General features: G+C 65.6%; 23 protein-coding genes and 2 pseudogenes. 15 read left to right on the forward strand and 10 right to left on the reverse strand.

All coding sequences use genetic code 11. The annotated features are described in order from the left end of the window. Both AC1DKQ_RS19815 and AC1DKQ_RS19820 read left to right on the forward strand, forming a co-directional pair. Complete coding sequence (locus tag AC1DKQ_RS19815; protein ID WP_476919930.1) at nucleotides 1-297, forward strand: putative quinol monooxygenase; 297 nt, start codon at nucleotides 1-3, stop codon at nucleotides 295-297. 275 nt (nucleotides 298-572) lie between these two features. Beyond that, complete coding sequence (locus AC1DKQ_RS19820) at nucleotides 573-3197, forward strand: GH32 C-terminal domain-containing protein (protein ID WP_476919931.1); 2625 nt, start codon at nucleotides 573-575, stop codon at nucleotides 3195-3197. 157 nt (nucleotides 3198-3354) lie between these two features. Here the strand turns inward: AC1DKQ_RS19820 and AC1DKQ_RS19825 are convergent, their stop codons facing one another. The 3 genes from AC1DKQ_RS19825 to AC1DKQ_RS19835 all read right to left on the reverse strand — a co-directional run bounded on the left by AC1DKQ_RS19825 (nucleotide 3355) and on the right by AC1DKQ_RS19835 (nucleotide 6909). Next, nucleotides 3355-5523 carry a transglycosylase domain-containing protein gene (locus tag AC1DKQ_RS19825; RefSeq protein ID WP_476919932.1) on the reverse strand — a complete coding sequence of 723 codons (2169 nt, stop codon included), beginning with the start codon at nucleotides 5521-5523 and terminating at the stop codon, nucleotides 3355-3357. Nucleotides 5524-5577: 54 nt separating this feature from the next. Beyond that, on the reverse strand, nucleotides 5578-5745 hold the full coding sequence (locus tag AC1DKQ_RS19830) for a hypothetical protein (protein ID WP_476919933.1): 168 nt from the start codon (nucleotides 5743-5745) through the stop codon (nucleotides 5578-5580). Nucleotides 5746-6000: 255 nt separating this feature from the next. Continuing rightward, nucleotides 6001-6909 (reverse strand): SRPBCC family protein, encoded by a 909-nt coding sequence (locus AC1DKQ_RS19835; RefSeq protein WP_476919934.1) that lies wholly within the window; start codon nucleotides 6907-6909, stop codon nucleotides 6001-6003. A gap of 363 nt (nucleotides 6910-7272) precedes the next feature. Here AC1DKQ_RS19835 and AC1DKQ_RS19840 point away from each other — a divergent pair, with 363 nt between their 5' ends. After that, nucleotides 7273-8097 (forward strand): sigma-70 family RNA polymerase sigma factor, encoded by an 825-nt coding sequence (locus tag AC1DKQ_RS19840; RefSeq protein WP_476885535.1) that lies wholly within the window; start codon nucleotides 7273-7275, stop codon nucleotides 8095-8097. Here the strand turns inward: AC1DKQ_RS19840 and AC1DKQ_RS19845 are convergent. After that, the gene (locus AC1DKQ_RS19845) at nucleotides 8055-9020 is read right to left on the reverse strand and encodes a glycosyltransferase family 9 protein (RefSeq protein ID WP_476919935.1); all 966 of its coding nucleotides are present in this window, start codon (nucleotides 9018-9020) and stop codon (nucleotides 8055-8057) included. The genes AC1DKQ_RS19840 and AC1DKQ_RS19845 overlap by 43 nt on opposite strands. A gap of 96 nt (nucleotides 9021-9116) precedes the next feature. Between AC1DKQ_RS19845 and AC1DKQ_RS19850 the strand changes: the two genes are divergently transcribed. The 7 genes from AC1DKQ_RS19850 (at nucleotide 9117) to AC1DKQ_RS19880 (ending at nucleotide 15840) form a co-directional block, all read left to right on the forward strand. Further along, nucleotides 9117-9671, forward strand: coding sequence for a D-glycero-alpha-D-manno-heptose-1,7-bisphosphate 7-phosphatase (locus AC1DKQ_RS19850; RefSeq protein ID WP_476885533.1), 555 nt, complete (start codon nucleotides 9117-9119; stop codon nucleotides 9669-9671). Continuing rightward, nucleotides 9668-10741, forward strand: a complete 1074-nt coding sequence (locus tag AC1DKQ_RS19855; protein WP_476919936.1) for a glycosyltransferase family 9 protein — start codon at nucleotides 9668-9670, stop codon at nucleotides 10739-10741. The genes AC1DKQ_RS19850 and AC1DKQ_RS19855 overlap by 4 nt, the downstream gene beginning before the upstream one ends. Continuing rightward, nucleotides 10738-11754, forward strand: a complete 1017-nt coding sequence (locus tag AC1DKQ_RS19860; protein ID WP_476919937.1) for a glycosyltransferase — start codon at nucleotides 10738-10740, stop codon at nucleotides 11752-11754. Before AC1DKQ_RS19855 ends, AC1DKQ_RS19860 begins: the two co-directional genes overlap by 4 nt. Beyond that, nucleotides 11751-13007 (forward strand): glycosyltransferase, encoded by a 1257-nt coding sequence (locus AC1DKQ_RS19865; protein WP_476919938.1) that lies wholly within the window; start codon nucleotides 11751-11753, stop codon nucleotides 13005-13007. The genes AC1DKQ_RS19860 and AC1DKQ_RS19865 overlap by 4 nt, the downstream gene beginning before the upstream one ends. 104 nt (nucleotides 13008-13111) lie before the next feature. Beyond that, nucleotides 13112-13708 (forward strand): D-sedoheptulose-7-phosphate isomerase, encoded by a 597-nt coding sequence (locus AC1DKQ_RS19870; RefSeq protein WP_476885580.1) that lies wholly within the window; start codon nucleotides 13112-13114, stop codon nucleotides 13706-13708. Further along, entirely contained in the window at nucleotides 13705-15084 is a 1380-nt protein-coding gene (locus tag AC1DKQ_RS19875; RefSeq protein WP_476919939.1) for a PfkB family carbohydrate kinase, read from the forward strand. Before AC1DKQ_RS19870 ends, AC1DKQ_RS19875 begins: the two co-directional genes overlap by 4 nt. 57 nt (nucleotides 15085-15141) lie before the next feature. Further along, the gene (locus AC1DKQ_RS19880) at nucleotides 15142-15840 is read left to right on the forward strand and encodes an SDR family oxidoreductase (protein WP_476919940.1); all 699 of its coding nucleotides are present in this window, start codon (nucleotides 15142-15144) and stop codon (nucleotides 15838-15840) included. Here AC1DKQ_RS19880 and AC1DKQ_RS19885 read toward each other — a convergent pair. Next, the gene (locus AC1DKQ_RS19885; RefSeq protein WP_476885527.1) at nucleotides 15806-16951 is read right to left on the reverse strand and encodes a glycosyltransferase family 9 protein; all 1146 of its coding nucleotides are present in this window, start codon (nucleotides 16949-16951) and stop codon (nucleotides 15806-15808) included. The two genes, AC1DKQ_RS19880 and AC1DKQ_RS19885, sit on opposite strands and share 35 nt — an antisense overlap. A gap of 435 nt (nucleotides 16952-17386) precedes the next feature. Between AC1DKQ_RS19885 and rfaE2 the strand changes: the two genes are divergently transcribed. After that, entirely contained in the window at nucleotides 17387-18928 is a 1542-nt protein-coding gene (gene rfaE2 / locus AC1DKQ_RS19890) for a D-glycero-beta-D-manno-heptose 1-phosphate adenylyltransferase (RefSeq protein ID WP_476919941.1), read from the forward strand. Between the two features lie 472 nt (nucleotides 18929-19400). On the opposite strand, the gene AC1DKQ_RS19895 is transcribed toward rfaE2, so the two are convergent. The 5 genes from AC1DKQ_RS19895 to AC1DKQ_RS19915 all read right to left on the reverse strand — a co-directional run bounded on the left by AC1DKQ_RS19895 (nucleotide 19401) and on the right by AC1DKQ_RS19915 (nucleotide 22484). After that, nucleotides 19401-19745 carry a PRC-barrel domain-containing protein gene (locus AC1DKQ_RS19895; protein ID WP_476885525.1) on the reverse strand — a complete coding sequence of 115 codons (345 nt, stop codon included), beginning with the start codon at nucleotides 19743-19745 and terminating at the stop codon, nucleotides 19401-19403. Further along, nucleotides 19732-19929 carry a hypothetical protein gene (locus AC1DKQ_RS19900; RefSeq protein ID WP_476885524.1) on the reverse strand — a complete coding sequence of 66 codons (198 nt, stop codon included), beginning with the start codon at nucleotides 19927-19929 and terminating at the stop codon, nucleotides 19732-19734. The genes AC1DKQ_RS19895 and AC1DKQ_RS19900 overlap by 14 nt, the downstream gene beginning before the upstream one ends. A 205-nt stretch (nucleotides 19930-20134) precedes the next feature. Beyond that, nucleotides 20135-20302 carry a hypothetical protein gene (locus tag AC1DKQ_RS19905; protein WP_476885523.1) on the reverse strand — a complete coding sequence of 56 codons (168 nt, stop codon included), beginning with the start codon at nucleotides 20300-20302 and terminating at the stop codon, nucleotides 20135-20137. A 70-nt stretch (nucleotides 20303-20372) separates the two neighbouring features. After that, nucleotides 20373-21116, reverse strand: a complete 744-nt coding sequence (locus AC1DKQ_RS19910; RefSeq protein WP_476919942.1) for a GAF domain-containing protein — start codon at nucleotides 21114-21116, stop codon at nucleotides 20373-20375. Between the two features lie 576 nt (nucleotides 21117-21692). Continuing rightward, nucleotides 21693-22484 (reverse strand): YrzE family protein, encoded by a 792-nt coding sequence (locus AC1DKQ_RS19915; RefSeq protein WP_476919943.1) that lies wholly within the window; start codon nucleotides 22482-22484, stop codon nucleotides 21693-21695. Nucleotides 22485-23704: 1220 nt separating this feature from the next. Between AC1DKQ_RS19915 and AC1DKQ_RS19920 the strand changes: the two genes are divergently transcribed. From AC1DKQ_RS19920 to AC1DKQ_RS19935, 4 genes and pseudogenes are all read left to right on the forward strand, one after another. Further along, nucleotides 23705-24454 (forward strand): hypothetical protein, encoded by a 750-nt coding sequence (locus tag AC1DKQ_RS19920; RefSeq protein WP_476919944.1) that lies wholly within the window; start codon nucleotides 23705-23707, stop codon nucleotides 24452-24454. After that, entirely contained in the window at nucleotides 24451-24885 is a 435-nt protein-coding gene (locus AC1DKQ_RS19925) for a phage holin family protein (protein ID WP_476919945.1), read from the forward strand. Before AC1DKQ_RS19920 ends, AC1DKQ_RS19925 begins: the two co-directional genes overlap by 4 nt. Further along, nucleotides 24882-25478 (forward strand): annotated as a pseudogene (locus AC1DKQ_RS19930) (DUF3618 domain-containing protein); the annotation flags it as partial. The gene AC1DKQ_RS19925 and the pseudogene AC1DKQ_RS19930, both read left to right, overlap by 4 nt. A gap of 249 nt (nucleotides 25479-25727) precedes the next feature. Further along, nucleotides 25728-26033 (forward strand): annotated as a pseudogene (locus AC1DKQ_RS19935) (MarR family winged helix-turn-helix transcriptional regulator); the annotation flags it as partial. Nucleotides 26034-26306: the final 273 nt, after the last annotated feature.

A 26306-nucleotide genomic window follows, 5' to 3' on the forward strand; every position in this document is an offset into this window, starting at 1 on the left:
ATGATGACCAAAACCCTCTACGCCGAGTTCACCGTCAAACCCGGCAGTGAAGTCCGTGTCGCCGAGATGATGCTCGAACTGACCCGGCACGTCCGTCAGGAACAGGGCAACGAACTGTTCCTTCCCTACACGCGGGAAGAAAATCCCCGGGAGTACTTTGTCTTCGAGGTCTACAGCGACGAAGCCGCATTCCAGGAACACATCCGCGCCGATTACGGCGCCAGGTTCAACGAGGAGCTGGCCCGCCACATCGAAGGCGACACCTCGGAGCTGACCTGGCTCCTGCCCGTGGAATAGCCCGCAGCCACGTCTCCGTCATTTCCAGCCTTGCGGTAATACCGCAAGCAGGCTCCCTAAGAGGGCTGAAGGAAATCGACGGCTAAAAACATCCTCCCCAAGCCGTCCGTTGGTGGGGAGCGTTGTGCTGCCCGCCCAACGCCTCGCCCGCCTCAGCAGAGGGATGGCGCCCCGGCCAGGAACCGTTGACTTGTCCGCTGGACATCACTTAGCGTCCTTCGCACTGACAACGTTGTCTATTGCAGACACGCGCAACGAAGGGCGAAAACAAGCAGATGAAGAGAACGACCACCCGCAGGACGCATGCCGTTTCTGCACTGACACTCGCGGGACTGACGCTGGCCGCGGCACTGGCAGGTTCCCTGCCGGCGTCGGCCGCGACGGGCCCCGGGGACGAACCCTACCGGCCGGCCATTCACTACACGCCCGCAAAAAACTGGATGAACGACCCCAACGGACTCGTTTTCTACAAGGGCGTCTACCACATGTACTACCAGCACAACCCCTCCGGCAACACCTGGGGGAACATGTCCTGGGGCCACGCCACGTCCACGGATCTGGTCCACTGGAAGGAGCAGCCCCTGGCGATCTCCACCGATGCAGAGCAGGACATCTTCTCCGGCAGCATCGTCGTCGACAAGGACAACACGTCCGGTTTCGGAACGAAAAAAGATCCTCCACTGATCGCGATCTTCACCAGCGCCTACAAGGAAGCCTCTGCGCACCGCGGCCTGCAGGCCCAGTCCCTGGCCTACAGCCTCGACGACGGCCAGACCTGGACCAAGTACTCCGGCAATCCTGTCCTGAACCGGAACTCCGCCAACTTCCGCGACCCGAAGGTCTTCTGGTACGACAAGCCCGGCGGCGGAGGCTACTGGGTCATGACCGCAGTGGAAGCCACCGAGCACAAGGTCGTCCTGTACAAGTCCGCCAACCTCAAGGACTGGACCGCGTTGAGCGAATTCGGGCCCGCCAACGCCACCGGCGGGCAGTGGGAATGCCCTGACCTGTTCCCCCTGGCCGTGGACGGCGACAAGAAAAACATCAAATGGGTCATGGTGGTCAACATCAACCCTGGCGGCGTGGCCGGCGGCTCCGCCGGCCAGTACTTCGTAGGTAATTTCGACGGCACCACCTTCACCTCCGAAACGACCAAACCCGTAGCTGCGCTTCCTCCTGGAACAGTCCTGGCCGGTTTCAACGACGGAAACTACAACGGTTGGACCGTAAACAACGAACCTGGCAACTGGAAAAACGGCCCTTTCGGTGACGCCCCCGCCTCCGGCGCTCTTCCCGGCCAGAGCCCGGTGACCGGATTCGGCGCCACCGGCCTGATTAATTCCTTCAACGACGGCGACTGGCCGCTTGGGTCCGTGCAGTCACCAACCTTCACGGTCACCGACGACTACTTGAACTTCCTCGTGGCCGGCGGCAAACACCCGCGAGTCTCCGACAAGCTGGACAACACCCCACCCGAGGGGGAGCTCAAGTTCAACGGCTTCGAGGTTCCCCCCGGGACAACACTGGCCGACGCCGGCTGGTCCGGGTCCGGCGACCTCACCCCCAATTTCCAGCCCTCCACCAGCGGCGGGGACTTCTATATCGGGGCCAAACGGATTAACACCTTCGAGACCGGCACCACGCCGAGCGATGACCGGCAGGGCACCCTGACATCACCGGAATTCCCCATCACCAAGAATTTCATGAGCATGCTGGTCGGCGGCGGCAACCGCTCCGCTGACTCCGGACAGACCCTGGCGGCCCAGTTGCTCATCAACGGCAAGGTGGTCCGCTCTCTTGCGGGAGACAATTCCGGAGTCCTGAACTGGAAAGGCTGGGACGTCTCCGAATTCGCGGGACAGAATGCACAGTTGCGTGTTGTTGACCAGGCCACCGGCGGGTGGGGACACCTGACCCTTGATCACGTCATGCTCACCGACACCGCCGCTGTTCCCAGGTCCGATGAAGAATCCGTGAACCTGGTAGTCAACGGACAGGTGGTGCGCACGGCCACAGGAAACGACAGTGAAACGCTCGACCGGGCATCATGGAACGTTAAGGAATTCGTCGGCCAACAGGCGCAAATCAAAGTCGTCGACAACAACCGATTCGGCTGGGGCCACATCCTCGCGGACGAATTCGAGCTCTCCTCCCAACCGGCAATATCGGCCCTCGAGACCTACGACTGGCTGGACTTCGGCCGCGACTACTACGCCAGCGTGTCCTTCGGCAACATGCCCGATAACAAGCGGGTCATGCTGGGCTGGATGAACAACTGGGACTATGCCAACGACATCCCCACCAGCCCCTGGCGCAGCGCCATGGCACTTCCCCGAGAGGTCAACCTGACCCAGACCCCCGATGGTCCCCGCCTCACCCAAAGCGCCGCCAAGCAAGTGGACAAACTGGACGGCAAAGTCTCCTACAACGACAAGAAGGGCGGCTCGATCCCCGCAGGGGTTCACCAGCTGCCGGCGGCCGCGTCCGGCCAGGTCCAGCGGGTGGACATCACCTTCGCACCCGGCACGGCGAAAAAATCCGGCATCACGGTGCTCGGCGACGGAAACTCTTCCACCGTCATCGGTTACGACGCCACGGCCGGGAAGATGTTCGTTGACCGCACAAATTCCGGCAACACCGCCTTCCACCCGGCGTTCGCCTCCATTGAGGACGCCCCCGTCACCTTGGACAAGAAGGGCAACATCACGATGCGGATCTACCTCGACCGCTCTTCCGTCGAGGTATTCGCCCAGGACGGTCTGCGGACCATCACCGACCAGGTATTCCCCAACGCCGGAGCCGACAAGATGGCCCTCTTCGCAGAAGGCGGGACCGCCGAGCTCAGATCACTCAGCGTGACACCGCTGGAAAAGGCCATGTTCCTCCCCGAAAAGAAGTAACCCGAGTCTGGCACCTGACCTGCTCCGTGAGCGTTGGTGCTGAAGGATTTGCGCCCGGTATTGCACCGGGCGCAAATCTTTCAGCCGGCACAAAGTGAGCAAACGTCAGACCCCTTTAATCGGAACCCTCGATCCCCGACGGGTGCGTCTGGGGGCGTCATTGCTGGGGGCCGGGCGGCGGCGGGTTGGTCATGGACTTGGGCGGCGCGGGGAAGGCCGCGGCCGGGTAGAGTCCGGCGACCTGAACCATGTAGTTGGCCCATTGCGGGCCGGCGAGCATGTACCCGTCAATGGCCTTGTAGAACTTGCCGTTGACGGTGATGTTCCGGCCGGGCCGCTTCTGGCCTTCCAGAGTGTCGCCGAAGAAGGAAGCCGTGGCGAGGCCGGAGGTATAGCCGGCGACCCAGGTGGCGCCGTTGGTGTTCGACGTGCCGGTCTTTGCTGCCACCGGGACCTTGTCCTGGACCTTGGGGGCGATGTAGACGCCGGAGCCCTTCTTCAGCACGTCCTGGAGGACAAGGTTCACGCCCCTGGCAACCTCGGGTTTGACGGCGTCGCGGCAGTTGCTCGTCTCGGCCGGCAGCTTCGCTCCCGCCGCGTCGGTTACTGCCGTGATCGCAATGGGGGTGCAGTACTTGCCGTCGTTGGCGAAGGTGGCAAAGGCATTGGCCAGATGGAGCGGGGCCACGCCGATGGCACCGAGCAGGTTGCCGAGCTGGTGCATGTTCACCTGGGCGTTGTCCACGCCGCTGTGGAGCCCCACGGCGTCCACCATCTTTTGGATGCCGCAGAAATCCAGCTGGGCGGCCTCGGCGAAGGTCGCGGTGTTGATGGAGTTGTAGAGGCCGTAGTTGACGGGCATCTTGCGGTAGTAGCCTTCATCGTTGTTCTGCAGGTCATCCGCGGCGCCGAGGGCTTTCTGCGCCGTATTGTAGGCGCCGAGGACCTTGCCGCAGCTGGACTTCCAGGGGAAGTCCAGCGGATAGGTCCGCCGGGACGCATCCACCTCCGCGACGAGGGATTTGCCCTCGTTGAGCCATTCGGCGAAGGTGAACGGTTTCATGGTGGACCCGGGCTGGAAGCCGCCGGCGCCGTTGAGGTCGTTGCCGTTCGCGTCCTTGGAGTCGACGTTGAAGTTCAGCTGGGTATCGAATTTCCCGGCTTTGGGAAGAAAGACGGTATTTTGCGCCATTGCCAGGATTTTGCCCGTGCCGGGTTGGATGGAAACGAGCGCGGCACCCCACTTGTCCGGATTAGGCCCGGCCGTGGCGTCCACCTGGGCCTGCGCGGGACCCTGCAGCCTGCTGTTCAGGGTCGTGGTGATGGTCAGGCCGCCGCGGAACAGTTTCCTCTCACGCTCGGCAACATCCACGCCGTAGGCAGGGTTGTTGAGGATGAGGTGGGAAACGTAGTCACAGAAGTACGGCGCCATTTCCGCTGCGGCGCAGCCCTGCTTCGCGGGAGCGATCTTCAGCCCGACGTCGGCGGCGACCGCGGCGTCGTGGTCAGACTGAGTGATTTTGCCCTGCTTGAGCATCGCCTCCAGGACCTGGTTGCGCCGCTTGACGGAGTTGTCCGGATGGACGGACGGATCATAGAAGGTGGGGCTGTTGACCAGCCCCGCAAGGAGTGCGGCCTGAGGCAGGGTGAGGTCCTTGGCCGTGGTGCTGAAGAAATGCCGTGCCGCGGCTTCGATGCCGTAGGCGTCCCGGTTAAAGAACACGATGTTGAGATAGCCCTCAAGGATCTGGTCCTTGGTGTAGTTCTTCTCCAGTTCGAGGGCGAGCTTCATCTCGCGCACCTTGTCGCCGATACTCTTCTGCCCGCTGAGGACGACCTGGTCGCCCCTGCCCTCCGACATCAGGGTTTCATTGACCACGTTCGTGACATACTGCTGGGTCAGTGTGGATGCGCCCTGCCGGCCGCCGCTGGCCACGTTGGAGGTCAGCGCCCGGAGGATCCCCTGCGGGTCGATGCCGGCGTGCTCGTAGAAGCGGCTGTCCTCGATGGCGACGATGGCGTCCTTGATGTACGGGGACATCCGGTCCAACCCGACCTTCACACGGTTCTCCGCGAAGAAGGTTGCGATCGTTTTCCCATCCGCGCTCAGCACTTTGGTTGACTGCGAGGGCGGAACAACCACCAGCTCAGACGGGAGGCCATTGAAGAAGGTGATCGAAGTCCTGACCGCAATACCGGCAGCAGCGACACCCGGTACCACCAGGCTGGCGACCAATAGGCCGCAGACCGCGCTCACAGTCAAGAACCCGAGGACCCTCCAGAGGGCCGCGGCCAGACGGAACCTTGTTCGGTTCTTCGGCGCCATTTTCTGTCCAGCCTTCGCGCACGAAACGTGTGTTCAGAATACGCGCGAACCCCCTCAGGGGCCAGTGCGCGGAAGGGGATCGATCAACTTGGTGCCGTCCATTCCGAGCGCGGTGAGGGCCGCAAGGCGCTTGTCCAGCCGCATGGGAACGGAAAATTGGCTGTCGGGGAGCAGGACCGACTCGACGCCGGCCAGGTACGGAATGCCAACCCCGACACCCAAAAACTGTTCATCGAACCTGGGCAGCCCGGAAAGATCCTCCGTAGTTCATGCGTGCAGACAGGAGGATTCTCGCGAACGGCGGCCCTGCCGGTGCCCGATTCGACGTGTCCTGGAAATCCTTCGTTTTTGAGAACGACACGACGCCGGCGTACGGTGACGGTGCTCTGGCCTAGGTCCTCAAGGGCCACCTGATGAAGCAGCGCGACCGGCGTCGGCAGCAGGACGGCCCGGGAACCCATCCTGCTGGGTCCGCGGTCAGTGCTGTCCCAGGCTTCCTCCGGTGGGCGGGACAGGGCCTGGCCCGCGTTCCGTACCCGCCGCCCGGTCGGCCGCGCTGGAGGAGTCGCCCACGGCTGTCCCATCCGAATCACCGTCGGTGTCGATGAGGCCATTGGTCTGGTCGAAAGGCTTCGCTTCGGGCCGGCCAGCAGCTCCGTCCCCGGCACGAGTCGCGTCCCGGGGCAACTCCTCACCGGGAAACACGCTGCCCGCGGTGCCGGTGGGCGGAACTGCTTCAACCTCTGGGTATGGCGTGGCCTGAGCCGGCGCGTCTGGGCCGGTGGCCTTGTTGCCTGCCGCTGCAGCGACGCCCGCCGCGGCAGCGGCGGCGAGCCCAACTCCGGCAATGACCGTGCCCGAGACCCCGGCTTTGCCACTGTCCCCCCGCGACCCCGCGGCCTCATCAATGCCGGGCGTGCCTCCGGAGGCGCCCTCGCTGACGGATCCTCGCCAGGCGCCGGTCGCGTAGCCCTCGTCTTCAATGAAGGCTTTGAACCGGTTGAGGTCACTCTCGGCTTGCCTCTCTACTATGTTCAGCTTGTCGCCGACCTTTTCCACGATCCCTTCGGGCTCATATTCCAAGGACAGCTGTACCGATGTCTGCCCGCCGCCGAGGTCTTCGAACGTCACGGAGCCTGCGTTCGTTGCGCCCTCTGTGGCGGCCCATGCGACTTTTCGGTCGGGTACCTGCTCGAGGATTCTGGCCTGCCACTGCCTGCGCACCCCGCCGATTTCCGCAACCCACTCGAGCTGGTCGTCACTGAGCTGTTTGACGCTCTTCACCCCGCCCATAAAGTGCGGAAATTCTTCGAACTGGGTCCATTGGTTGTAGGCCACACTTACGGGAACGTTGACCAGAACTCGCTTTTCAACCTTGGTGCTCACGGTGTCTCCTTTGACGGGACTAGGGGAAGCCGACGAGAGCTCAATCAATCATCAGCATGCTTACTATAACTTCTTCGGCGCGTCCCGGCCAGAGAGCAGTGGCTCCGCGGCCCCGGCGGGCTCGGAGACACCGCTTCCGGCGGGCAGAGCGTGGTTCTTCGGCGCCGACGCGACCCCGCCGGCGTGATCCTAAGAGAATCCAGCAGAGGCCGGCCCGGCGATTCATACTCAATTGCCCCGTTCGGGCCCGGAGGGCCCGGCCCGAAACGGGGCGGCCATTGTTTAATAAGCAGGCTTATGGTTTTCTACTGCAAAGTCTTGCCGCAGGCTTTGAACGACTCTGGTTCAGAGGAATGAAGGACTATGGCAGAACCCCAGCGCCCGCCATCATGGACGTCGTCTGTCCCGGCCGAGTCCGGACAGACGCCAGCGACGAGGCGGGCTTCAACGGGTCAGATCCGGGAGGCCTTTGAGGCCCGGCTGATCCTTGACCATCTGGAACTGGCGGAAGCCTTGGCCTTTCGCTTCACAGGGCGTGGTCGGGAACAGGAGGATCTGAACCAGGTGGCGTATCTGGGACTGGTCAAAGCCGCGCGGCGTTTTGACGCGGCCAAGGGAGAAAGCTTCGCTGCCTACGCTGCCCCTACGGTGACGGGAGAGCTTAAACGCTATCTGCGCGACCGTTGCTGGGTGGTCAGACCGCCGCGGAGGATTCAGGACCTGCGAACGGAAATTCTGCGGTCCGAACCGGAGCTGACCCAGGCCCTAGGGCATCGGCCAAGTCCCGCTCAACTGGCTCAGCAACTAGGGGTCCCTGTCTCAGCCGTTCGCGAGGCGTTGGCGGCGGTGTCGAGCATGCGTCCGGATTCACTCGACGTCGCTGACGATCACGATGGCAGTCCGCGCAGGGCGGACGCACTCGCCTCGCGGGAGCTGCCGCTGGAACGACTGGAGGAACTCCTGTGCCTTAACCAGGCCATCGGCGAGTTGTCCGGGCAGGAACGCGAACTGCTGTACCGCCGCTACTTTTGTGAAGAAAGCCAAACCGAACTCGGAAGGCGGTTCGGCGTCTCGCAAATGCAGGTTTCACGACGGCTGTCCAAGGTGCTGGTGCGACTGCAGCAACTGCTCGCCGAAGCCGACTCTCAGAGCAATCCCAGAACCCGGACGGCGTCCAAAACCTCTTGAGCCTGGACACCTAGCAGGGCTGGATCCGGGTCCCCGGCAAACGTGTCGCCGCGGCGCAATTCCGCCTTGGTCAACACTATGTGCTGCCCCGGTGGAGGGTCCCAGTGCTCGGGTCGGGCCGGTCCGAAGAGCACCACGGAAGGGCGTCCGTAGGCCGTGGCCAGGTGCGCCGCCCCGGTATCGGCCGAGACCACCAGTCGGGCGCCCGCCACGAGGGTAATTAAGACGCTCAGGGAGAGCCTGCCGGCTAGAACAGATTCCTCGGGCAGGCCCGCCTGTGCGGCCACGGCCAGGGAGCGTGCCCGTTCAGCGCCGCTGCCGGTCACGACGACACGGTGCCCGGATCGGGCCAGGCGGTCTGCCACCTCCGCGAACCGGGTCTCTGGCCAGTGCCTGCTGGCAAAGGCTGCGCCCACATGGACGACGGTGGCGTCCGGCCACTGTGTGCGGACGGGGGGTGGCAACAGCTGGACGTCGTCGGGATCGGCGGCGATTCCGTGCCATTGGAGCAGGCGTGTCCAGCGCCGACGCTCGTGAATGTCCTCGACCCAATCCGGACCGTCCCGATGCTCCGAGCCATGCGAGATCACCTGCCGGGCGCCGACTGCCTCAATCAGCAACTGACTCTCCGGACCCCGGCCGTGCAGGTTGACCGCAACATCCACACTGCCTGGTTCCACTGCCAGCGGTTCTGACAGGCCTGCGGCCGGCAGGAGGCCGTACCCGCCCACGAGTGCGACGGCATCCCGCAGCCAGGCCGGGCCCGCGTACAGAAGGTGATGATCCGGATAGCTTCGCCGCAACGCGTGCAACGCGGGCACAGCGACGAGCAGATCGCCGAGCTGGAGCGCACGCAACACCAGCAGCAACGGCCTCCCGTCACGCCTGGACAACGACGGCACCGTGCCTTGGTTTCCGACCATCGATTGACCTCCTTTTCGAGGAGTGTAGCCCCGGGCACGGTCGGTCCGGGAAGGGGCGGGCGTTTAGCCCGGGTCCGAACGGGGAACAGGGTGGGTATGGGAACTTCTGGCACAGCGCCGCTGCGGGCCGTCTTCTTTGACCGGGACGGAACCCTGATTCATGACGTCCCATACAACGCGGATCCCTCCCGGGTCCTGCCGATGCCCCACGCACGTGAGTCGCTGCAGCGGCTGCGCAGCCGCGGAATCCTGATAGGGGTGCTCAGCAACCAGTCGGGGATAGGCCGGGGGATCCTCACCGCTGCTGAGGTGGGCGCCGTCAACGCCCGGATCGATCAGCTGTTGGGCCCCCTCGACCTCTGGAGCATCTGCCCGCACGCTCCCGCGGACCGCTGCCCGTGCCGGAAACCTGCGCCGGGCATGGTCCTGAAAGCCTGCACCACTCTGGGGGTTGCTCCGTCGGAGACCGCACTCATCGGCGACATCGGAAGTGACATGGAAGCGGCGCGAGTCTCGGGCGCCAGGGGCATTCTGGTACCCACCCCGGTGACCCGGGCGGCAGAAGTGAAAGCGGCCCTTGAAGTGGCAGCGGACCTGGGAGCTGCTGTGGATCTGCTTTTGAAGGCAGCAGCCGGGAGGACGGAGCCATGACGCGGGTCCTGGTGGCCCGGCTGGACAGCGTCGGTGACGTTCTGCTGGCGGGTCCGGCCATCCGGGCTGTTGCCCATGGGAGCCGGTCTGACGGAGGGGATCCCAATAACGTCGTCGTGCTGTGCGGGCCCCAGGGTGAGCCGGCCGCGTCACTCCTCCCGGGGGTCTCCGAAGCCTATAGCTGGAGTTGTCCCTGGATCGCGAACCCGGCCCCGCGGGTGGAAAAGAATCAAGTGGACGCATTGAAAGCGTTCGTCACCGATTCGCGGATCACTGAGGCGGTCATCCTGACGTCGTTCCACCAGTCACCGTTGCCCCTCGCTTTACTGCTGCGGCTGGCCGGGGTCGGCCGCATTGCCGGCGCGTCCACAGACTATGCGGGCAGCCTCCTGGACGTCCGCCTGCGGCCTGGCGAGGACTTTCCTGAAGACCAGCCGGAATCCGAACGAGCCCTCGGGATCGTACGGGCGGCCGGCTTCACCCTTCCTGCCGGGGACGACGGCAGGCTCCGCGTTGAAGGGTATCCGGACGTGCGGGACCTGGTGGGGGAGGAGCCTTACGTCGTGGTCCATCCCGGGGCCTCCGCGCCCGCCCGCGCGTGGCCCGCGCTGCATCATGCGGCGGCGGTGGAATTACTTGAGGGCGCGGGGTACCGGGTTGTGGTGACCGGCGGCCCCGCCGAAACGAAGCTCACGGCCACGGTCGCGGGGCCTTCCGCCCTGGATTTGGGCGGCCTGACCGATCTGAAGACCCTGGCTGGTGTCCTTGCCCATGCCGGCGTGCTGGTCACGGGCAACACCGGCCCGGCACATCTGGCGGCGGCGCTCGGCACTCCGGTAGCGTGCCTGTTCTCTCCGGTAGTGCCTGCCATCCGCTGGGCCCCCTACGGCGTGCCGCTGGAGATCCTGGGCGACCAGGACGCGCCGTGCAAGTCAAGCCGCGCCACCGTGTGCCCGGTCCCGGGCCATCCTTGTCTGGCCTCCGTTGGACCTGAGCAGCTCCTGGAAGCCGTGGAACGGCTACTCGGGGGAGTGTCGTCATTGGCTTCGCGGAGGGTGCGGCACACATGAGAATCCTTCTCTGGCATGTGCATGGGGGCTGGACGGATGCGTTCGTGCGCGGGCCTCATGAGTATCTGCTGCCGGTGCTTCCGGAGCGCGGGGCGTGGGGGCTGGGCCGTGGAGGCCGGGATTGGCCCGCATCCGTCCGGGAGGTTGCCCTCGATGCCCTCGATCCGGGCAGCGTGGACGCCGTTATCCTGCAACGGGCGCAGGAGCTAGTAGAAGTCGAACGTGTGTTGGGCCGGATCCCCGGTAAGGACCTGCCCGCGGTGTTCCTGGAGCACAACACCCCTAAGGGCGATGTTCCCCACTCGGTGCACCCGTTCGCAGACCAACACCTCATCCCGCTGGTGCACGTCACCTACTTCAACCAGCTGATCTGGGACAACGGCTCCGCCCCGACGGTCGTCATCGAGCACGGTATCCCCGATCCGGGGCATCTCTACAGCGGTGAAGTCCCTGAGCTCGGCGCCGTGGTCAATGAGACCGTTCGGCGGGGCCGGGTCACTGGCACTGACTTGCTGCCCCGGTTCGCCGCTGCGGCGCCGCTGCGGGTCTTCGGTATGGGCGGAGCAGGGCTGCCGCAGGCTACCGGGCTGCCGGCGAGGAAGTTGACGGTCGGCGGAGACCTGCAGACCGCGCGCCTGCACCGGGAACTTGCACGCTGCAGGGTCTATCTACACCCGGTTCGGTGGACGTCCCTTGGCCTGGCGCTGCTGGAGGCGATGCACCTTGGGATGCCCGTTGTGGTGCTGGGAACCACTGAAGCGGCACGCGCCGTTCCAGCCGGGGCGGGAGCAATCTCCACGAATGTCGATGAACTCGTGCGCGCGGCCGCCCAGCTGGTCCGGGACCCCGCGGAAGCCCGGCTGCGGGGAAACGTCGCCCGCGAAGCGGTGCTGGACCGCTACGGCCTCGAGGCCTTCCTCCGCTCCTGGAATGAGCTGCTCGTCGACCTGACCTCGCCGCGCTTCCGGCGGGGGCGGATTCTGATTCCAACGCACGAAGGGAAGGGCCAGTGAAAATCTCCATGGTTTCGGAACATGCCAGTCCGCTGGCAGCACTGGGCGGGGTGGATGCCGGCGGCCAAAATGTGCATGTGGCCGCGCTGTCGGAGGCCCTGGCCCGCCGCGGGCACCACGTCACGGTGTATACCCGGCGGGACTCGGCCGAACTGCCCGAGCGGGTCCGGATCCTGCCCGATTTGGAGGTCGTCCACGTCGACGCCGGGCCCGCTCGCCGCCTGCCCAAAGACGATCTCCTGCCATTCATGGGCAAGCTCGCCGACGGTATTTCCAGCGACTGGGGCAGGCACCCCCCGGACGTGGTCCACGGACATTTCTGGATGTCCGGCCTGGCCGCGCTCGACGCGGCGCGGCGCGGATCCGTCCGCTTACACGTCCCGGTAGTGCAGACCTTCCACGCGCTGGGCCCCGTCAAACGCCGGCATCAGGGTGCCCAGGACACCAGTCCGCTCGAAAGGCAATGGCTTGAGCCATCTGTGGCACGGTCCGTGGACCGCATTATTGCCACTTGCTCCGATGAGGTCTTCGAACTCAAGGCCATGGGAATCGACACCGCCAGAATCTCCATCGCGCCGTGCGGCGTGGATGTTCACCTGTTCGCAGGCGACGGGGCCGTCGAGCCCCGCAACAGCGCCCACCGTATCCTCTCCGTCGGGCGGCTGGTTCCCCGCAAAGGTGTCGATTTAGCCATCAGGGCCTTGCCCCTGCTTCGGAATGCAGGCTTCGCCGACGTGGAACTCCTCATAGTCGGCGGCGGTGACGCTGCCGCACGTGGGGACGACGCCGAAGCACGCAGGCTCTCCGCCGTCGCTACGGAACTCGGGGTCAGGGACCAGGTCACGTTCCGCGGGCAGGTGCCCCGCGGTGCCATGCCCGGCATCTTCCGCAGCGCCGACGCGGTGGTGTGCACACCCTGGTACGAACCCTTTGGGATCGTGCCGCTGGAGGCAATGGGGTGCGGAATCCCGGTAGTGGCCGCAGCCGTCGGCGGTCTGCGGGACACCGTGGTGGATCACGGCACGGGACTGCACGTGCCTCCGAAGGACCCGGCCGCCTTAGCCGCGGCCCTCGCCAGATTGCTGGGTGACGCCAGGCTGCGCCGAGAACTGGGGCGCGCCGGGCAGGAGCGTGTGCGGGTCCGCTATTCGTGGGACCGCGTAGCCGCCGAAACTGAAAGTGCATATCTGCATACGCTGGCCGCCTGTGCTGACTCACCGCGGCTGGATCCCGTGGAAGGAGCGGCGCTGTGAGCGCGGAGTGGTCTCTGAGCCGGCCGAATCGTCCCCTTCTGCTGGTGCCCGAAGATGGCGACCGCACGAGCCGCCCCGGCTCTCCGTTCGCCCGGCCCGGGTCGGTGGCAGCCGTCCGATCGCACCTGGACAACGTCCTCCCGGCGCTCGAGTCACTGCGGAGCCAGTCGTTCCGGTTGGCGGTGTGGGGGGAGGAACTGGCGCGCCGGTTGGCGTGCGGAGCGAGGCTGCTCGCGGCCGGCAACGGGGGGTCTGCCGCGGAGGCCCAGCATCTGACGGCGGAGTTGGTGGGACGGTTCGACGGCGAAAGGGTGCCGTTCTCGGCAATCTCGCTGCACGCCGAGACCTCAGCCGTGACCGCCATCGCCAATGACTACGGGTTCGAGGAGCTGTTCGCCCGCCAGGTGCGGGCGCACGCGCGCACCGGTGACGTCCTGCTGTTGCTCTCCACCAGCGGGAGGAGCGTGAACCTGCTCCGGGCGGTGGAAACCGCAAAAGGACTGGGCGTCACCACCTGGGCGCTGACCGGAACCGGCCCGAACCCGCTGGCACTGAACTGCGATGAAGCTGTCACGATCGACAGTCCCGCGGCCAGTGCCCAAGAGTGTCATTTAATTGCCCTGCATGCCATCTGCCGCGCCTTCGACGCCGAGATCCTGCGGCAAGGCCCCTTGGAATCCTCGCCCGGGGCCGGGTCATGAACATCGTTGTGGTGGGCGATGTCCTGCTTGACGTTGACGTTGACGGGGTGGCCACGCGGCTGTGCCCGGATGCACCCGTGCCGGTGGTTGACGTATCCGGCGCCCGTTACCGTGCCGGCGGGGCCGGCCTCGTCGCCACAATGCTGGTTGAGGACGGGCACCACGTGGTTCTGGTGACCGTCCTCGGATCGGACGAGGCGGCTACGCGGCTCGGGGGGCAACTGGCCCGCGTCACCGTTGTCGCTGGTCCATCAGGCGTCCCCACCCCGGTCAAAACCAGGGTTCGCGCCGACGGCCACCCGATTGTGCGGTTCGATGAAGGCTGTCAACGCGCACCTGTCCCCGCCGTGACGCCGGCAATGCTGCGGGCAATGGACGGAGCGGCCGCCATTGTGGTGGCCGATTACGGCAGAGGCTTGACGAGCAACCTGTCCCTTCGAGCGGTGCTGGCCCGACTAGCAGGTCGCATTCCCATCATCTGGGATCCGCATCCCGCCGGGGCCGCGCCAGTCGAAAGCGTCGCCGTTGTGACGCCCAATTGGGCCGAGGCCCGTGCAGCTGCGGCACTCCTGTCCCCTGCACCATGCGCAGACGGCCCGGGAGAGCTGGCCCGGACACTGATGAGTCTCTGGCGCAGCAACGCCGTGCTAGTGACCCAGGGCGAGTACGGGGCAACCCTGGCGCGTTCCACAGGCCCGACCCCACTGCACATTGCGCCGCCGGAAACCCGAGTCGTCGATCCCTGCGGCGCGGGCGACAGGCTGGCAGCCAGCCTCGCTGCCCAGCTCGCGGCTGGCAATGACCTCACGGAATCGGCACGCGTGGCAGTCCGTGAAGCGGCATTGTTCCTGGCCGGCGGCGGCGTGGGGGCGCTGAATGACGCACCCCGGCCGGTTTCGTTGAACAACACCAGCCGGAGGGGCAATGACGCGGTGGCGCTGGCCCGACGGGTGCGACGCGCCGGCGGAACCGTGGTGGCGACCGGAGGTTGCTTCGATCTGCTCCATGCCGGTCACACGCGGTCGCTCGCAGCTGCCAGGGCCCTCGGCGATTGCCTGATCGTGTGCCTGAACTCGGACTCGTCCATCCGGCGGATCAAGGGGGCAACCCGTCCCATCATCAATCAGCTGGACAGGGTAGAACTGTTGCTGGCCCTTGGGTGCGTCGACGCCGTGCTCGTCTTCGACGAAGACACCCCGGAAAAATGCCTGACCATGCTGCGACCGGACATCTGGGTGAAGGGAGGAGACTACGACGTCCGGCAATTGCCCGAAACCCCACTGGTGGAGAGCTGGGGCGGCCGCTGCCTCACCGTTCCCTACCATCCGGCGCGCTCCACGACTCACCTCGCCGATGCCTTGGCCCGCGTCGGCTGACTAACCTCCCGTCCCGGGCCGGCGCCCCTCGACCGGCCGCACAGCGAAAGGAATATCATGACCTACGAGATGCAACAAGGCAGGGTGCTGGTCACCGGAGGAGCCTCCGGACTCGGTGCCGCCGTCGTCGACGCCGTGCTGCAGGCAGGCGGAACGCCCATAGTGTTGGACCGCGACATCCACGCAGTGTCCGCGGTGAAGGCTATCGAGGTGGACGTCGCGGACCGGACCGCCGTCAGTGAGGCGGTCAACCAGGCCGCCAACACCCTGGGGGGCCTGGACGCTGTGGTCACCGCCGCAGGCATTGATCGTTGCGGAAAACTGGAGAACGTTCCGGCCGAAGACTGGGAGCAGGTCATCTTCGTCAACCTCCTGGGCACAGTGTCCGTGGTCCGTGCAGCGCTGCCCTACTTGAAGGCATCACGGGGGCGGGTGGTCACGGTTGCGTCGACCCTGGGGAAGAGGGCGCTGCCGGAGGCCTCCGCGTACTGCGCCTCAAAGTTCGGCGTGGTGGGCTTCAGCCACGCCCTAGCGGCGGAAACCAGCGGAGAAATCGGGGTGACCACGCTGATTCCAGGCGGGATGAAGACCAGGTTCTTCGACGACCGGCCCGAGAAGTACAGGCCAGAGGATGATTCCAAACTCAATGATCCCGCCAATGTGGCCCAGGCTGTCCTGTTTGTGCTCTCCCAGCCTCCGGGATGCGTGGTCCGCGAGTTGCTTATCTGCCCCGCGGAAGAGGGGTCGTGGCCGTGAACATCCGCACGTCCTGATAGACGGCGGCAGCACTGATGCCGGCCACGAGCGGGCTCTCATGTGGGCAACGCGGAGCCGTCCAGCCAACCTGGGTGACGTCGGCGCCGCACTCGGGGCAGTGAGTCAGCCATGACACGTGTACCCGGTGCTGACTGCGGCCCAGCGGGCCCGCGTTGATGACGTTCCCGGCCCAGTACAAGCCTACTGTCGGGGTACCCAGCGCCTGTGCCAGGTGTCGCGGACCGCTGTCGTTGCCCACCAGGACCGTTGCCGCGGCCAGTAGCGACGCCAGAGCCCCTAGCGCGAGTTCACCGGCCAGCGAAGTGACCTGCGCCGAGGCGGACGCCGCCACTACCGCTGCGGCCAGGTCTTCCTCGTCCCGGGTGCCCACTACGAGCACCCGGGCACCGTCCGCCGCGCAGGCCGCCGCTACCTCGCCGAAGCTTCGCGCCGGCCAGCGTCGACGCGGGTCCGTCGCGCCCGGGTGGATAACCACGACGGCGGACTCGCCTCCCAGGAAAGGTTGCAGCCCTGCCGCGTAGCGGTCCAAGGGCCGTAGCCGAGCCTCCAAGCCGGCCGGGGGAGCGCCGGCAAGTCCGGCAACTTCCAGGGCTCGGAGCGGTTCGTGCTGATAGTAGGCATAGGGAAGGTTGCGCTCCAGCCGGGCGGCATCAGGGGTCCGGGCGCCTACCGTATGCCTAGCGCCCAGGCGCAGCAGAAACGGATTAGAGAAGCGCCCTCCGCCATGCAGCTGTACGGCGAGGTCGAGCGGTTCCCCGTTCATCTGGGCGAAAAAGGCCTCCACATCCGTGCGGCCCTCGGGGCCGGGCCGGATGCCTTCCGCGAAGGGTAGGACCCGGACGTCGTAGGCTGGCCCCGCGGTGCTGGCCGCCAGTTCCTGGTGGACGGGGGTTCCCAGGACAGTGACCGAGGCGTCAGGGTAGGCCGCCCGGAGGGCAGCGACGGCAGGCAGCGCAAACAGGAGATCGCCCAGCCCGCCCCCGCGCAGCACTGCTATTCGCCTGACGCGTTCGAACTTCTCGAAGATCGGTCCGACGCCCCAGCCGACAACGTCGGCGTCGCCGGAAACTTCCGGTCCGAACCCCTTCATCGAGTCCTCCCCGTCTGTACCTGGCCCGGCGTCCGTATGGAGGGCCGTCGGTGTAGCGGCCCTCGGCCGACCGTGCCGCAACCATAGTTCCCCTCGGGGGCCGCTGGCTACACCGCCCGCCGTTGATCATCCCGGAGCATCGGGAACACTTCGGCCCCCGGCCAAGGGTGTAAACCTGCCCCTAACGGGGTAAGCGACTGGTCATAGGAGGTCCCGCGAAAAGCCCATGAGCATACCGGCAGCTGCTCAGGACCTCCCCAGGAGCTAGGGAAGGATTCCCGTGTTTGTGACCGTCAACTGCGCACGCAACAGATCCAGGGAGCGGATCTCCATCCGCGATCCGCAAACGGCGAAACCCGCTGGCAGTCTCCCGGAAGCTCCGCCGAAGACCCCTGAAATCATGGGACGCACCGCACCCGGCGGAAGACGGCAACCGTGACAACGCTGTCGGCCGGGAAGAACACTCCCGACGGCGGAGATCTGGCGGGGCAGCGTGGTCTGGAAGAGTGGCTTCCCCGACGGTTGGCCGCGATTGGTCCAGCGGTAACGGTCGTCGGCGACGCAATGCTGGACGGCTGGTGGAGCGGCACCATCGAAAGACTCTGCCGGGAAGCGCCGGCCCCGGTAGTCGACGTCGGCAAACGCAGTTTCGCCCCCGGCGGCGCCGCGAACACCGCCGTGAACCTGGCTGCGCTCGGCGCCAAGGTGCGACTCGTCGGGGTCGTGGGCTGCGACGGGGCAGGTGCGGAATTGCTGCGACAGCTGGAGGAAGCCGGAGTGGACACCGCGAATATCTGCCGGGTCCCGGGCCTGACCACCACGACGAAGACGCGGATCAGCAGCGGTGGCCAGCTGCTGCTGCGCTTCGATGAGTCCGCCGCCAAAGTTCCGGCGGCCGCCCTCGCCGCCTCGGCCATGTGCCTGCCGGAAGTACTCCAGAACCAGGACGCCGTCGTCGTCTGCGACTATGGTGCCGGATTCCTTAGCGGGCCGGTGAAAGGTACCCTCCTCGCAGCGCTCGCGGGGCGCCCCGAGTCCGTGCTGGTGGTCGTTGACGCCCACGACCCCCGGCCCTGGGCTGCTCTCAGGCCGGATCTGGCCACGCCGAATGCACAGGAGGCCGCCGAAGTCCTCGGTCTCAAGTTGTCGGCCAGCTCCAGACGACCCGCCGTCGTCGTCGAGCACCGCCAAGAGCTGCTGCGCGCAACCGGGGCAGCTGCCGTGGTGGTGACGCTGGACCGTGAAGGGGCTATCCTGATGCCCACTTCCGGCGACGTCCACCGAACTTGGGCCAAGCCCGTCACGGAGAAACAGGCCTCCGGGGCCGGGGATACCTTCGTGGCTGCGCTGACACTGGCACGGGCCGCCTCGTTGCCGCTGGCGACGAGCGTGGACCTCGCCCAGGCGGCAGCCGACATTGTGGTCCGCCGGACTGGAACGTCGGTGTGCAGCACGGATGACCTTTGCCAGCACCTGGCCAGCTTCGCCGATACCGCTCTCGACGCCGGGGAGCTCGCGCGGCAGATTAGCCGCCACCGGGCCGCCGGGCAGAGGATCGTGTTGACCAACGGCTGTTTCGATGTCCTGCACCGAGGACACACCCGGTATCTCAACCAAGCCAAGCAGCTGGGCGACATCCTGGTGGTGGCCCTAAACAGCGATGACTCCGTCCGCGCGCTCAAAGGGCCCGATCGGCCGATCAACACCGCCGCGGACCGAGCCGCCGTTGTCGCGTCGCTGAGCTGCGTGGACTATGTCACCGTGTTCGACACGCCCACCCCGGCGCCGCTGATCGAGGAGCTCCGGCCCGAAATCTACGCCAAGGGAGGTGACTACACTCCGGAAATGCTCACGGAAGCCCGGGCCGTGGAACGGTACGGCGGGACGGTGGCAATTCTGGACTACGTGGCTGATGTGTCCACGACAGCCGTCGTAAAGCGCATCCGCCACGGCAGGGGCACCGTCCCGGCCGAATGAGCGTGAGCATCGGGTCCGTTATTCCCAGGGCAATGAGACCTGTCCCGGCCAGCCAAGGCCTCCTCTTGTCCGGCAGGCGAGGGTACAAGGCCGCCGACATCTGGATAACGGGGAAGTGGACAGGGATGGATGCGGCTGCCCGACGCGTCCAAAGGCCTAAATGAGTAAGCCCTCCGCGGGAATCCCAGGACTCAAGCGCGGAGGTTGCCGACTCGCCAGAGTGGGCGAGCTGTTCGTCCGCGAACTGGACATAGCGCGGTCCCGGACGGATGAGTGGTCCGGAAGTACGAAAATTGGAGCCGGGCGGCCCATCCGGCAACTGAGGGGACGCCCCGTTGCGGGTGCTGAGACCGGCGGCGGACTGGGCTATGCAGCCGAGCCTGGAGGGCGACCGCCGCCGGCCCGATCATTGTCCCTGTGCGACCTTGGAAAAAACGGGAGCGAATCTTAATCCGGTGGGCATGGCCACAGGTTAGGCGCCGTCCGCGCGCTTCGGGAGTGCGGGGTCGTAGCGGGTGAAGTCTCGCCTCAGGGCCACGGAGTCCGGGCCGATCCTGGCGATGTTTTCCCACTGGACGGGGAAGGATCCGCGGTGGCGCCAGCGAAGGGCCAGGGGCCAGGGCTGGGTCAGGCCGGTTCTTTCGTAGCCGAGGAAGGACGCTGCGCTGTGCGGGCTGACCACGAGCACGAAGAGGCGGGCCGCGGCCATGAGCTGGCCCGGGGCGCCGTCGACGACGAACCGGGCGTCGGCCACCTTGCCCAGGCGGTTGCCGTCGCCGTCGTGCACGGGGGTCCCGAGGATGTCACCGAGGATCATGGCGGCCTCCGGGTATGCGCGCGATGATCTTGTCCCGGACCCAGCGTTCCACCCAGTCGGCATCCAAGCTGCCGCCCCGTACGCCGAGGCTGATGACAATACCGACGTCTGCGACGTCCTTCCACGGGACCCGGATCAGGCGGGACGACGGCGGCCGGCCGCCGAAGACTCTGGTCCCGAGCACCGGGCCGGTATCTGGTTGTTCGTCCCCAGTCGTCAGTGCTGGGCAGCCGGCGGTCTTTGGCGTCCGATATTTCGCGAATCTACAAGCCAAACACGGATCACCTCGAACGAACCTTAGCCGCGCGTTCCGGTCACGAAAACCGGTCAATCGGCCGCTTCGCTCACCGATTCCTCGCTCCGGGTTGAGGGGCCGTCCGGGGCGAGCCTTAGCCGCCTGATTCCTCAGGGTCGGTGCTTGCCCCGTTCTCCTCCGCTGTGGCGGATTCGGGCACCAGGTCCGGGTCGACAACTGGGGAGAAGGCATCGGCGGGAACTTCGTTCCCTTGAGGGACGTCGTCGGGATCAGGAGGACTGCTCTTGGGCATCTCACTCAACTGCACACCGTAGGCCCGCGGGCCTGCCCTGTCCGCGGACCGGTCTCTTCATGCGGTTTGAAAACCGTCCCTAAGCGTCGAAGTGCGTCCGGACTCTCGGGTCCTGCGATAGTGACGCGACCACCGAGGCGGCGATGTCCCGGAGTTTGACGTTCCGGGTGCTGGAAGCGATTGTGAGGATCTTGATGGCCGTCTGCTGACTGCACCGGTTTTGCGCCATGATGGCGCCGGTCGCCAGGTCGATGGTGGTCCGGGATTCCATAGCAGCCGTGAGGTGGGCTTTCGCCTCGGCCAGCTGGCTGATCCGCACGGCCAGGCGAAGTGCTTTTGACGCATGATAGGAATACGTTTCGACCATGCTGACGTCTTCACCGCTGAAGCCGTGGGACCGGGTGGAGTACAAGTTGAGGCCAGCTTCTGCTTCCCCCTCAAGAACCAGCGGGACGGAGAGGCTGGATCCTACTCCTGCCTGAAGCGCGGCCGCGGTGTAGGCGGGCCAGCGGTGTTCGGTTGTCAGATTGGGTACATGCACGACGACCTGCTGGCGGATCGCTGACAGGCAGGGCCCATCGCCGCTACTGTATTGGGTTTCATCGAGCCGGAGGGCGCGCTCTTCGCTGGATGCCACGGTCACTGGTTTCTTCCGCTGGATCAGTGTGATGCTGCAGAAGGCGAAGGCGGGGTCGGCCAGGGTGACGGCGGAGAACTCGGCGAGTTCGTCCAGCAGCTCCTTCACGCCCTCGGTTTTTAGGACAAGATCCTGCAAGTGGTCGACGAGGAGCTCCGGGAACAGCAGGCGTGGTTCGGGGGCCATGACTGGCCTCATTCCTCATTGGGCCCTGACAACAACCCTTGACGGGGGCACCGGAGGACGACGAAGCAGCACGTGCTGCTGTCCCTCGAGTATGCTCCGCCTCTCCTGCAAGAACCAGCAGGTCCCGTTACAACAGCCCGGAATCATGGGAACCGTACCGCTGGCGGCCCAGGTGCTGACTCGATAAACAACACTTTTATAAGACGGACGAGCAGGCCCAGGTCGGGGAGGCATCTCCAATACGAGCCATTGGCGAATGGTCATCAAAGCAGCTGAAACCCGCAGTGCCAGGAGAGCTGGCCGGCTCCGCCGCTTCGAATTCCCCCACCAGCTTCGGAATGTCCGCCAAATCCGGCGCTTACGAATTGCACTTCGTGCTGCAGGGTCGTGCGGCACCGAACTGCCGGTGGCGAACTGGTCCGGTGCCGTCGTCGCCCCGGTGCAAGTCAGTTGCAATGGGAACATCTTCAAAACGACAGCACAGCTGGAAGCAGGCACTGACAGACTAGATTGCACGATGAAGCCCGGCAATGGCGCGGAGACCCGATACGCTTTCATGAGAACCCGGGTGTGCTTCTAGGGCTGGTAGTACTCCTCCGCCGGAGTAAAGCCCGCTCGGTCCACTTTCCGGTGGTAGTGAACTCCGGTGAGGCCGCCCAGTACGGCGCCTATCAGGGCTGTGGCGGCCACGGCGATGGCCGCAATGATGCCGCCTAGACTCAGCTGCCCCTCGACCAGTGGAAGGCGAAGGAAACTGTTGAGCGTGGTAAGGGCATTGTGTTGCCCAGTAATCGCGAGCAGTGCCATCGCTGCGGCTCCGATGACGCCCCACAGCCACACCATGAGCCCCTGGCCGACGCCGTTGAAACGCGCCATCCGCCCTGCCACGTAGCCACCCGAAAAATAGGCGAGGAGCTGGAGCGACAGGAGCACGATCACACCGGTCATGCCACCGGTTGATTCCTGGCCAGCTCCGGGGAGAGGGTCCATGCCGGGCAGAAAGCCGGCGCTGCCGGCCGCCGCAACCAGAGCGCCCAGCAAGACAGTCATGGCGGTCGAGACCAACCAGCCGAAGAAACCCGAGCCGATCTTGATGCCGCCGAAGCGCTCCTCTTCCCGGGCGACCACGGTTTCACGGGTAGCGGCGGCGGCCGGGTCTCCTGGCAAAATACCGTCGACCGGGGCGCCTGTGTCATCGAAGTACCCGTCGTTCTCGCCATAGGGGAGAACACCGTCAGTCTCTTCGTAGAAGCGGTCGTCAACACTGTGCTCAGAAGCGCGGGTTTCCGTTTGGTTCAGGGGTTCCGGAGTGTCGGCCCAGTCTGCGTCGAGTCGTCCCGCATCATCAGGACCGTTTGCGCTGCCCATCACGCAGCCTCCCATTCAAGGATCTACCGGGGCTCATTTCCGCGGTGGCCCGGGCCCGGACATTACTAAAACTAGGCCCAGTCAGCCCGGTTCACGAGGGGCTTTGGGCCCGACTTTGACCTAGTGTTCAGTGGCCGCGCCGAGCCGTGTGTGAAGGCCGCCGGATCGGGCGCTTAGGCCGAAAAACGCAAGACGATTGGGAAGCTTCAGAAGCATCCCGCCTGCTCGTAGAACGCCTTCCGCGCCGACACATCGATCAGCTGCGGCCAACTTGTGCAGGCAGCCTCGGACATTCTGTGCAGAGGACTCCGAGAGCCCACAGGATTCTTTGTGGCCGGAAGACAGTCAAATGCGTCGCGGTGAGGGACAGCGCATAGGACATGAGCCTGTGGATCCACTTCGATTCTCAAAACCCGAGTCGCGGATCTTGAGCGCCAGTACGGTCTCGAGAACCGATATCGAGGTGCCTTTCCCTCAGGGCGCGCGGGCGTTGAGTTCTCGATTGTGACCGTCCTCGAAATCCTTAGTTTTTGAGGACCGCAGGGGGAGCGGGAAGGCTTGACGGGACGTACATTGCAGGTGCCTGCGAGGCCTAGGATCAGGTGAGGTGCCGGCAAGAAAGGGCGAATGCCCCTCCATGACTATCCGATCCGGCGGCTGGCAGAGGATCCAGACAACGTTCTGGACCGCCGACACTGGCCCGCGTCCCTGCCGCCCGTCGCCCAGGGGACCGTGCCCCGTCCCCCGTCGGATCGTGCTACAGGCCGGACTGGTCGCGCGATGTGGATTCTCCGATGGGACGCTGGGCGGGGGAATCGTCGGTGCCCGTGTTCGTCCGGCCTGGTTCTTGCCCTCTTCCCTGATGACGTCCTCGCCTCTGCGCGTGTCGCTGACACCGGTGCCTGCCGGCGGCAGGTCTGCTGCGCTTCCAGGAGCCGATGTTGTTCGGTGAGTGCCCCGTCAGCCCTGAGATCTCGAAGAATCGCATTTCAGGGACGGTTGGCCGGGCTGGGCCCAGGGCTCTGAATTGGGCCCGATCTACGCCTGGAGGAGTGGACAAAGAATTAGCAAGGGTACTTACTATTTGTCGGTAATCCGGCCTACTATTACCGCGTGTGCTGGTTCATCAACAGCAGCCGACCCCTTGTAGGAAGAGAGCAATGATGACCGAGAACCCATGGCCGCAGACATCTGACCCGTACGCTGCGGAGGGCTTTGACATGACCGGAACGACTACCCCTTCTGCGGCTGAAGGCGACGCTTCAGCCAAGGCCAGGGCCGCGAAGGACGAGGCAGCGACCGTCGCCGGCGAGACAGCCGGCGCCGTCCAGGGCGTGGCAGAAACGGCGAAGGCCGAGGTCGCCAATGTTGCCTCCGAAGCGAAGACCAACGCCAAGGATCTTTTGCACCAGGCCAAGTCCGACCTCACGGCCCAGGCCGAAACGCAGCAGCAGAAGGCCGCCGAGGGGATCCGTAAGATCTCCGAAGAGTTGCACACGATGGCCGGGGCGCCGGAGGAGCAGGGTGTCGCCGCGGACATCGTCCGTCAGGCCGCGGACCGCTCCGCCTCCGTTGCGTCATGGTTGGAGAACCGGGATCCGGGGTCAGTCCTGGAGGAAGTTAAGTCGTTCGCCCGGCAGCGGCCAGGGACCTTTCTCCTCCTCGCGGCCGGGGCCGGGATGGTGGCCGGACGTCTGGGCAGAAGCCTTCAGGCCGGTGCCCCGACGGCGGCTCCGGCAACGGGCACGGGCCTTCCCCCGCAGCCCGACCACTTCCCGGCTACGGACAGCGGCATCGCCTATGGGGCGGGCGCGCCCGTTTACGGGGAGAGTACCCCTGCCGTTCCGGTCTACGGTGAAACCGTGTATGGCGAGCCAGCGCGGCCAGGGTTTGACGGTCCCGGTCCGGCTGGGGCTCCGCTGCGTGATCCTAACGATCCCTTTGTCCAGGGCGAAGGTCGCCAGCTGTGAGCAGCCAAATACCGGAGCCGCCTCCCACCCCCGCACACGCCAAGGCCGACGCGACTTCCCTGGGCGATCTGCTCGGAGATGTCACCCGTGACCTGACCACGCTGATGCATCAGGAAGTGGAGCTTGCGAAGATCGAGGCGAAGCAGTCGGCTAAGCGGGCCGGTAAAGGCGGCGGTCTGCTTGCCGGAGCCGGCGTCGCCGGACACTTCGTGCTCCTCTTCCTCTCGCTCGCCCTTTGGTACGGCATCGGCGAGGAATGGACCGGCTACGGCTGGTCCGCGGTCATCGTCGCCGTCCTGTGGGGCATCATTGCCGCCATCCTCGCCGCCAGGGGCCGCAAGGAACTCAAAACGATCAAGGGCATGCCCCAGACCGCAGCAACCCTCCAGGAAATCCCACCTACCCTGAAACCGAACGAGGACCACCGATGAGTGAAAATCCTGACGCCATCCGCGCCGACATCGAGGCAACCCGCGCCCGCCTCGGCACCAACGTGGACGCGGTCGCGGACAAAGTGACCCCGTCCAACATCGTCCACCGCCAGACCGACAAGGTCAAAGACGCCGTCTTCGGCGTGAAGGACAAAATCATGGGAACAGCCGAGGATGTCGTGGACAGCGTGGGCTCCGCGGTCGGAGACGCCGGCTCCGCCGTCGGATCCACCCTTGGGGACGCCGGCTCCGCAATCGGCGATGCACCCCACAAGATGGCAGTGAAAGCCCAGGGCAGCCCGCTTGCCGCGGGACTGATTGCCTTCGGCGCTGGCCTGCTCCTCTCCTCCCTCATACCGGCCAGCGCCAAGGAAAGGGAAGCGGCACAGGCGCTCAAGAGCGCGGCCGAACCGGTCACGACCCAGCTGGGCCAAGCCGTTAAGGACGTCGCCCAGGGCCTGCAGGAACCGGCCCGGGACGCGATGGAAAACGTCAAGAGCACCGCGGCCGACGCTGCCGAAAACGTCAAGGAGGAAGGACACACCGCCGTCTCCGACGTCAAAGACACTGYSGCGGACGCCAAGGACCACATCSAGCAGGCCTGRGCAGTCAGTGGTAATYCGGAGCCGCCCCTCGGACTGACCYGTGGGGCGGCTCCGGCGCACATGCGGCGCGGCGATCCAGCGCACGCCCGCGACACGACGCAAAGGAGCTCAAGTATGGCCGCCGCCGACGGAGGGGAGCCGCTTCCGTGGCCCACCTACCGGATCCTCGGCGTCACAGCSCGACYTGAGGAACTGAGGATCAACCGGCGACTGGCGCACCTGCACCTGACTCAGGGCTCGCTCGAGGCGCTGGAATCCCTCGCCGACCTCGAACCCGCCAAAATCTCCGACCTCGCGGCCCTTATGTCGGTCAGCAAACAAAGCCTCGGCAAAGTTCTCCGGCGACTCGAAAGCCTGGGCCTTCTGAGCAAAGAACGCGGCAGCGACGCCCGAAGCACCAGCATCAGGCTCACCCCGCACGGCCGCACAGTCCTGGCCACCGCGGAAAAACTGCTGGCCGCTATGGCCCAGCCCGGTGCGGGTGAAGAGGCGGCCCTACGGCGTAGTCTCCAACAGCACCTCAACGAACTCAGGAAGAACTAGGCAACTCAGATGTCACCGGAGCATGGCCCGGCATTGCATTCTTCTCCGGCGAGCCCCGTCGACGGCCGGCTTCAGGTGGCGGGACCGGGGTGGTTGTTCCCGATTCTGGTATCTCAACCGATACGGACTTCCTGGACTGCCAGGCAATCTGACATGCAGGTTAAGTCAGCATGATGACCAGCGCGGCGTTGTGGGAGCCGAATCCAAATGAACGGGGATTGCCCATGAGCGTCCGTCACGGCCGCCGTGCGGGGTGCCGTTGAAATGCGTCTC

The organism is Arthrobacter sp. 05L421, from assembly GCF_056397785.1.

Coding starts and splice junctions, on each gene's coding strand:
- AC1DKQ_RS19815 (WP_476919930.1), top strand. CDS start 1: ATGATGACCAAAACCCTCTACGCCGAGTTCACCGTCAAACCCGGCAGT.
- AC1DKQ_RS19820 (WP_476919931.1), top strand. CDS start 573: ATGAAGAGAACGACCACCCGCAGGACGCATGCCGTTTCTGCACTGACA.
- AC1DKQ_RS19825 (WP_476919932.1), bottom strand. CDS start 5,523: ATGGCGCCGAAGAACCGAACAAGGTTCCGTCTGGCCGCGGCCCTCTGG.
- AC1DKQ_RS19840 (WP_476885535.1), top strand. CDS start 7,273: ATGGCAGAACCCCAGCGCCCGCCATCATGGACGTCGTCTGTCCCGGCC.
- AC1DKQ_RS19845 (WP_476919935.1), bottom strand. CDS start 9,020: ATGGTCGGAAACCAAGGCACGGTGCCGTCGTTGTCCAGGCGTGACGGG.
- AC1DKQ_RS19850 (WP_476885533.1), top strand. CDS start 9,117: ATGGGAACTTCTGGCACAGCGCCGCTGCGGGCCGTCTTCTTTGACCGG.
- AC1DKQ_RS19855 (WP_476919936.1), top strand. CDS start 9,668: ATGACGCGGGTCCTGGTGGCCCGGCTGGACAGCGTCGGTGACGTTCTG.
- AC1DKQ_RS19860 (WP_476919937.1), top strand. CDS start 10,738: ATGAGAATCCTTCTCTGGCATGTGCATGGGGGCTGGACGGATGCGTTC.
- AC1DKQ_RS19875 (WP_476919939.1), top strand. CDS start 13,705: ATGAACATCGTTGTGGTGGGCGATGTCCTGCTTGACGTTGACGTTGAC.
- AC1DKQ_RS19880 (WP_476919940.1), top strand. CDS start 15,142: ATGACCTACGAGATGCAACAAGGCAGGGTGCTGGTCACCGGAGGAGCC.
- AC1DKQ_RS19885 (WP_476885527.1), bottom strand. CDS start 16,951: ATGAAGGGGTTCGGACCGGAAGTTTCCGGCGACGCCGACGTTGTCGGC.
- AC1DKQ_RS19895 (WP_476885525.1), bottom strand. CDS start 19,745: ATGATCCTCGGTGACATCCTCGGGACCCCCGTGCACGACGGCGACGGC.
- AC1DKQ_RS19910 (WP_476919942.1), bottom strand. CDS start 21,116: ATGGCCCCCGAACCACGCCTGCTGTTCCCGGAGCTCCTCGTCGACCAC.
- AC1DKQ_RS19915 (WP_476919943.1), bottom strand. CDS start 22,484: ATGGGCAGCGCAAACGGTCCTGATGATGCGGGACGACTCGACGCAGAC.
- AC1DKQ_RS19920 (WP_476919944.1), top strand. CDS start 23,705: ATGACCGGAACGACTACCCCTTCTGCGGCTGAAGGCGACGCTTCAGCC.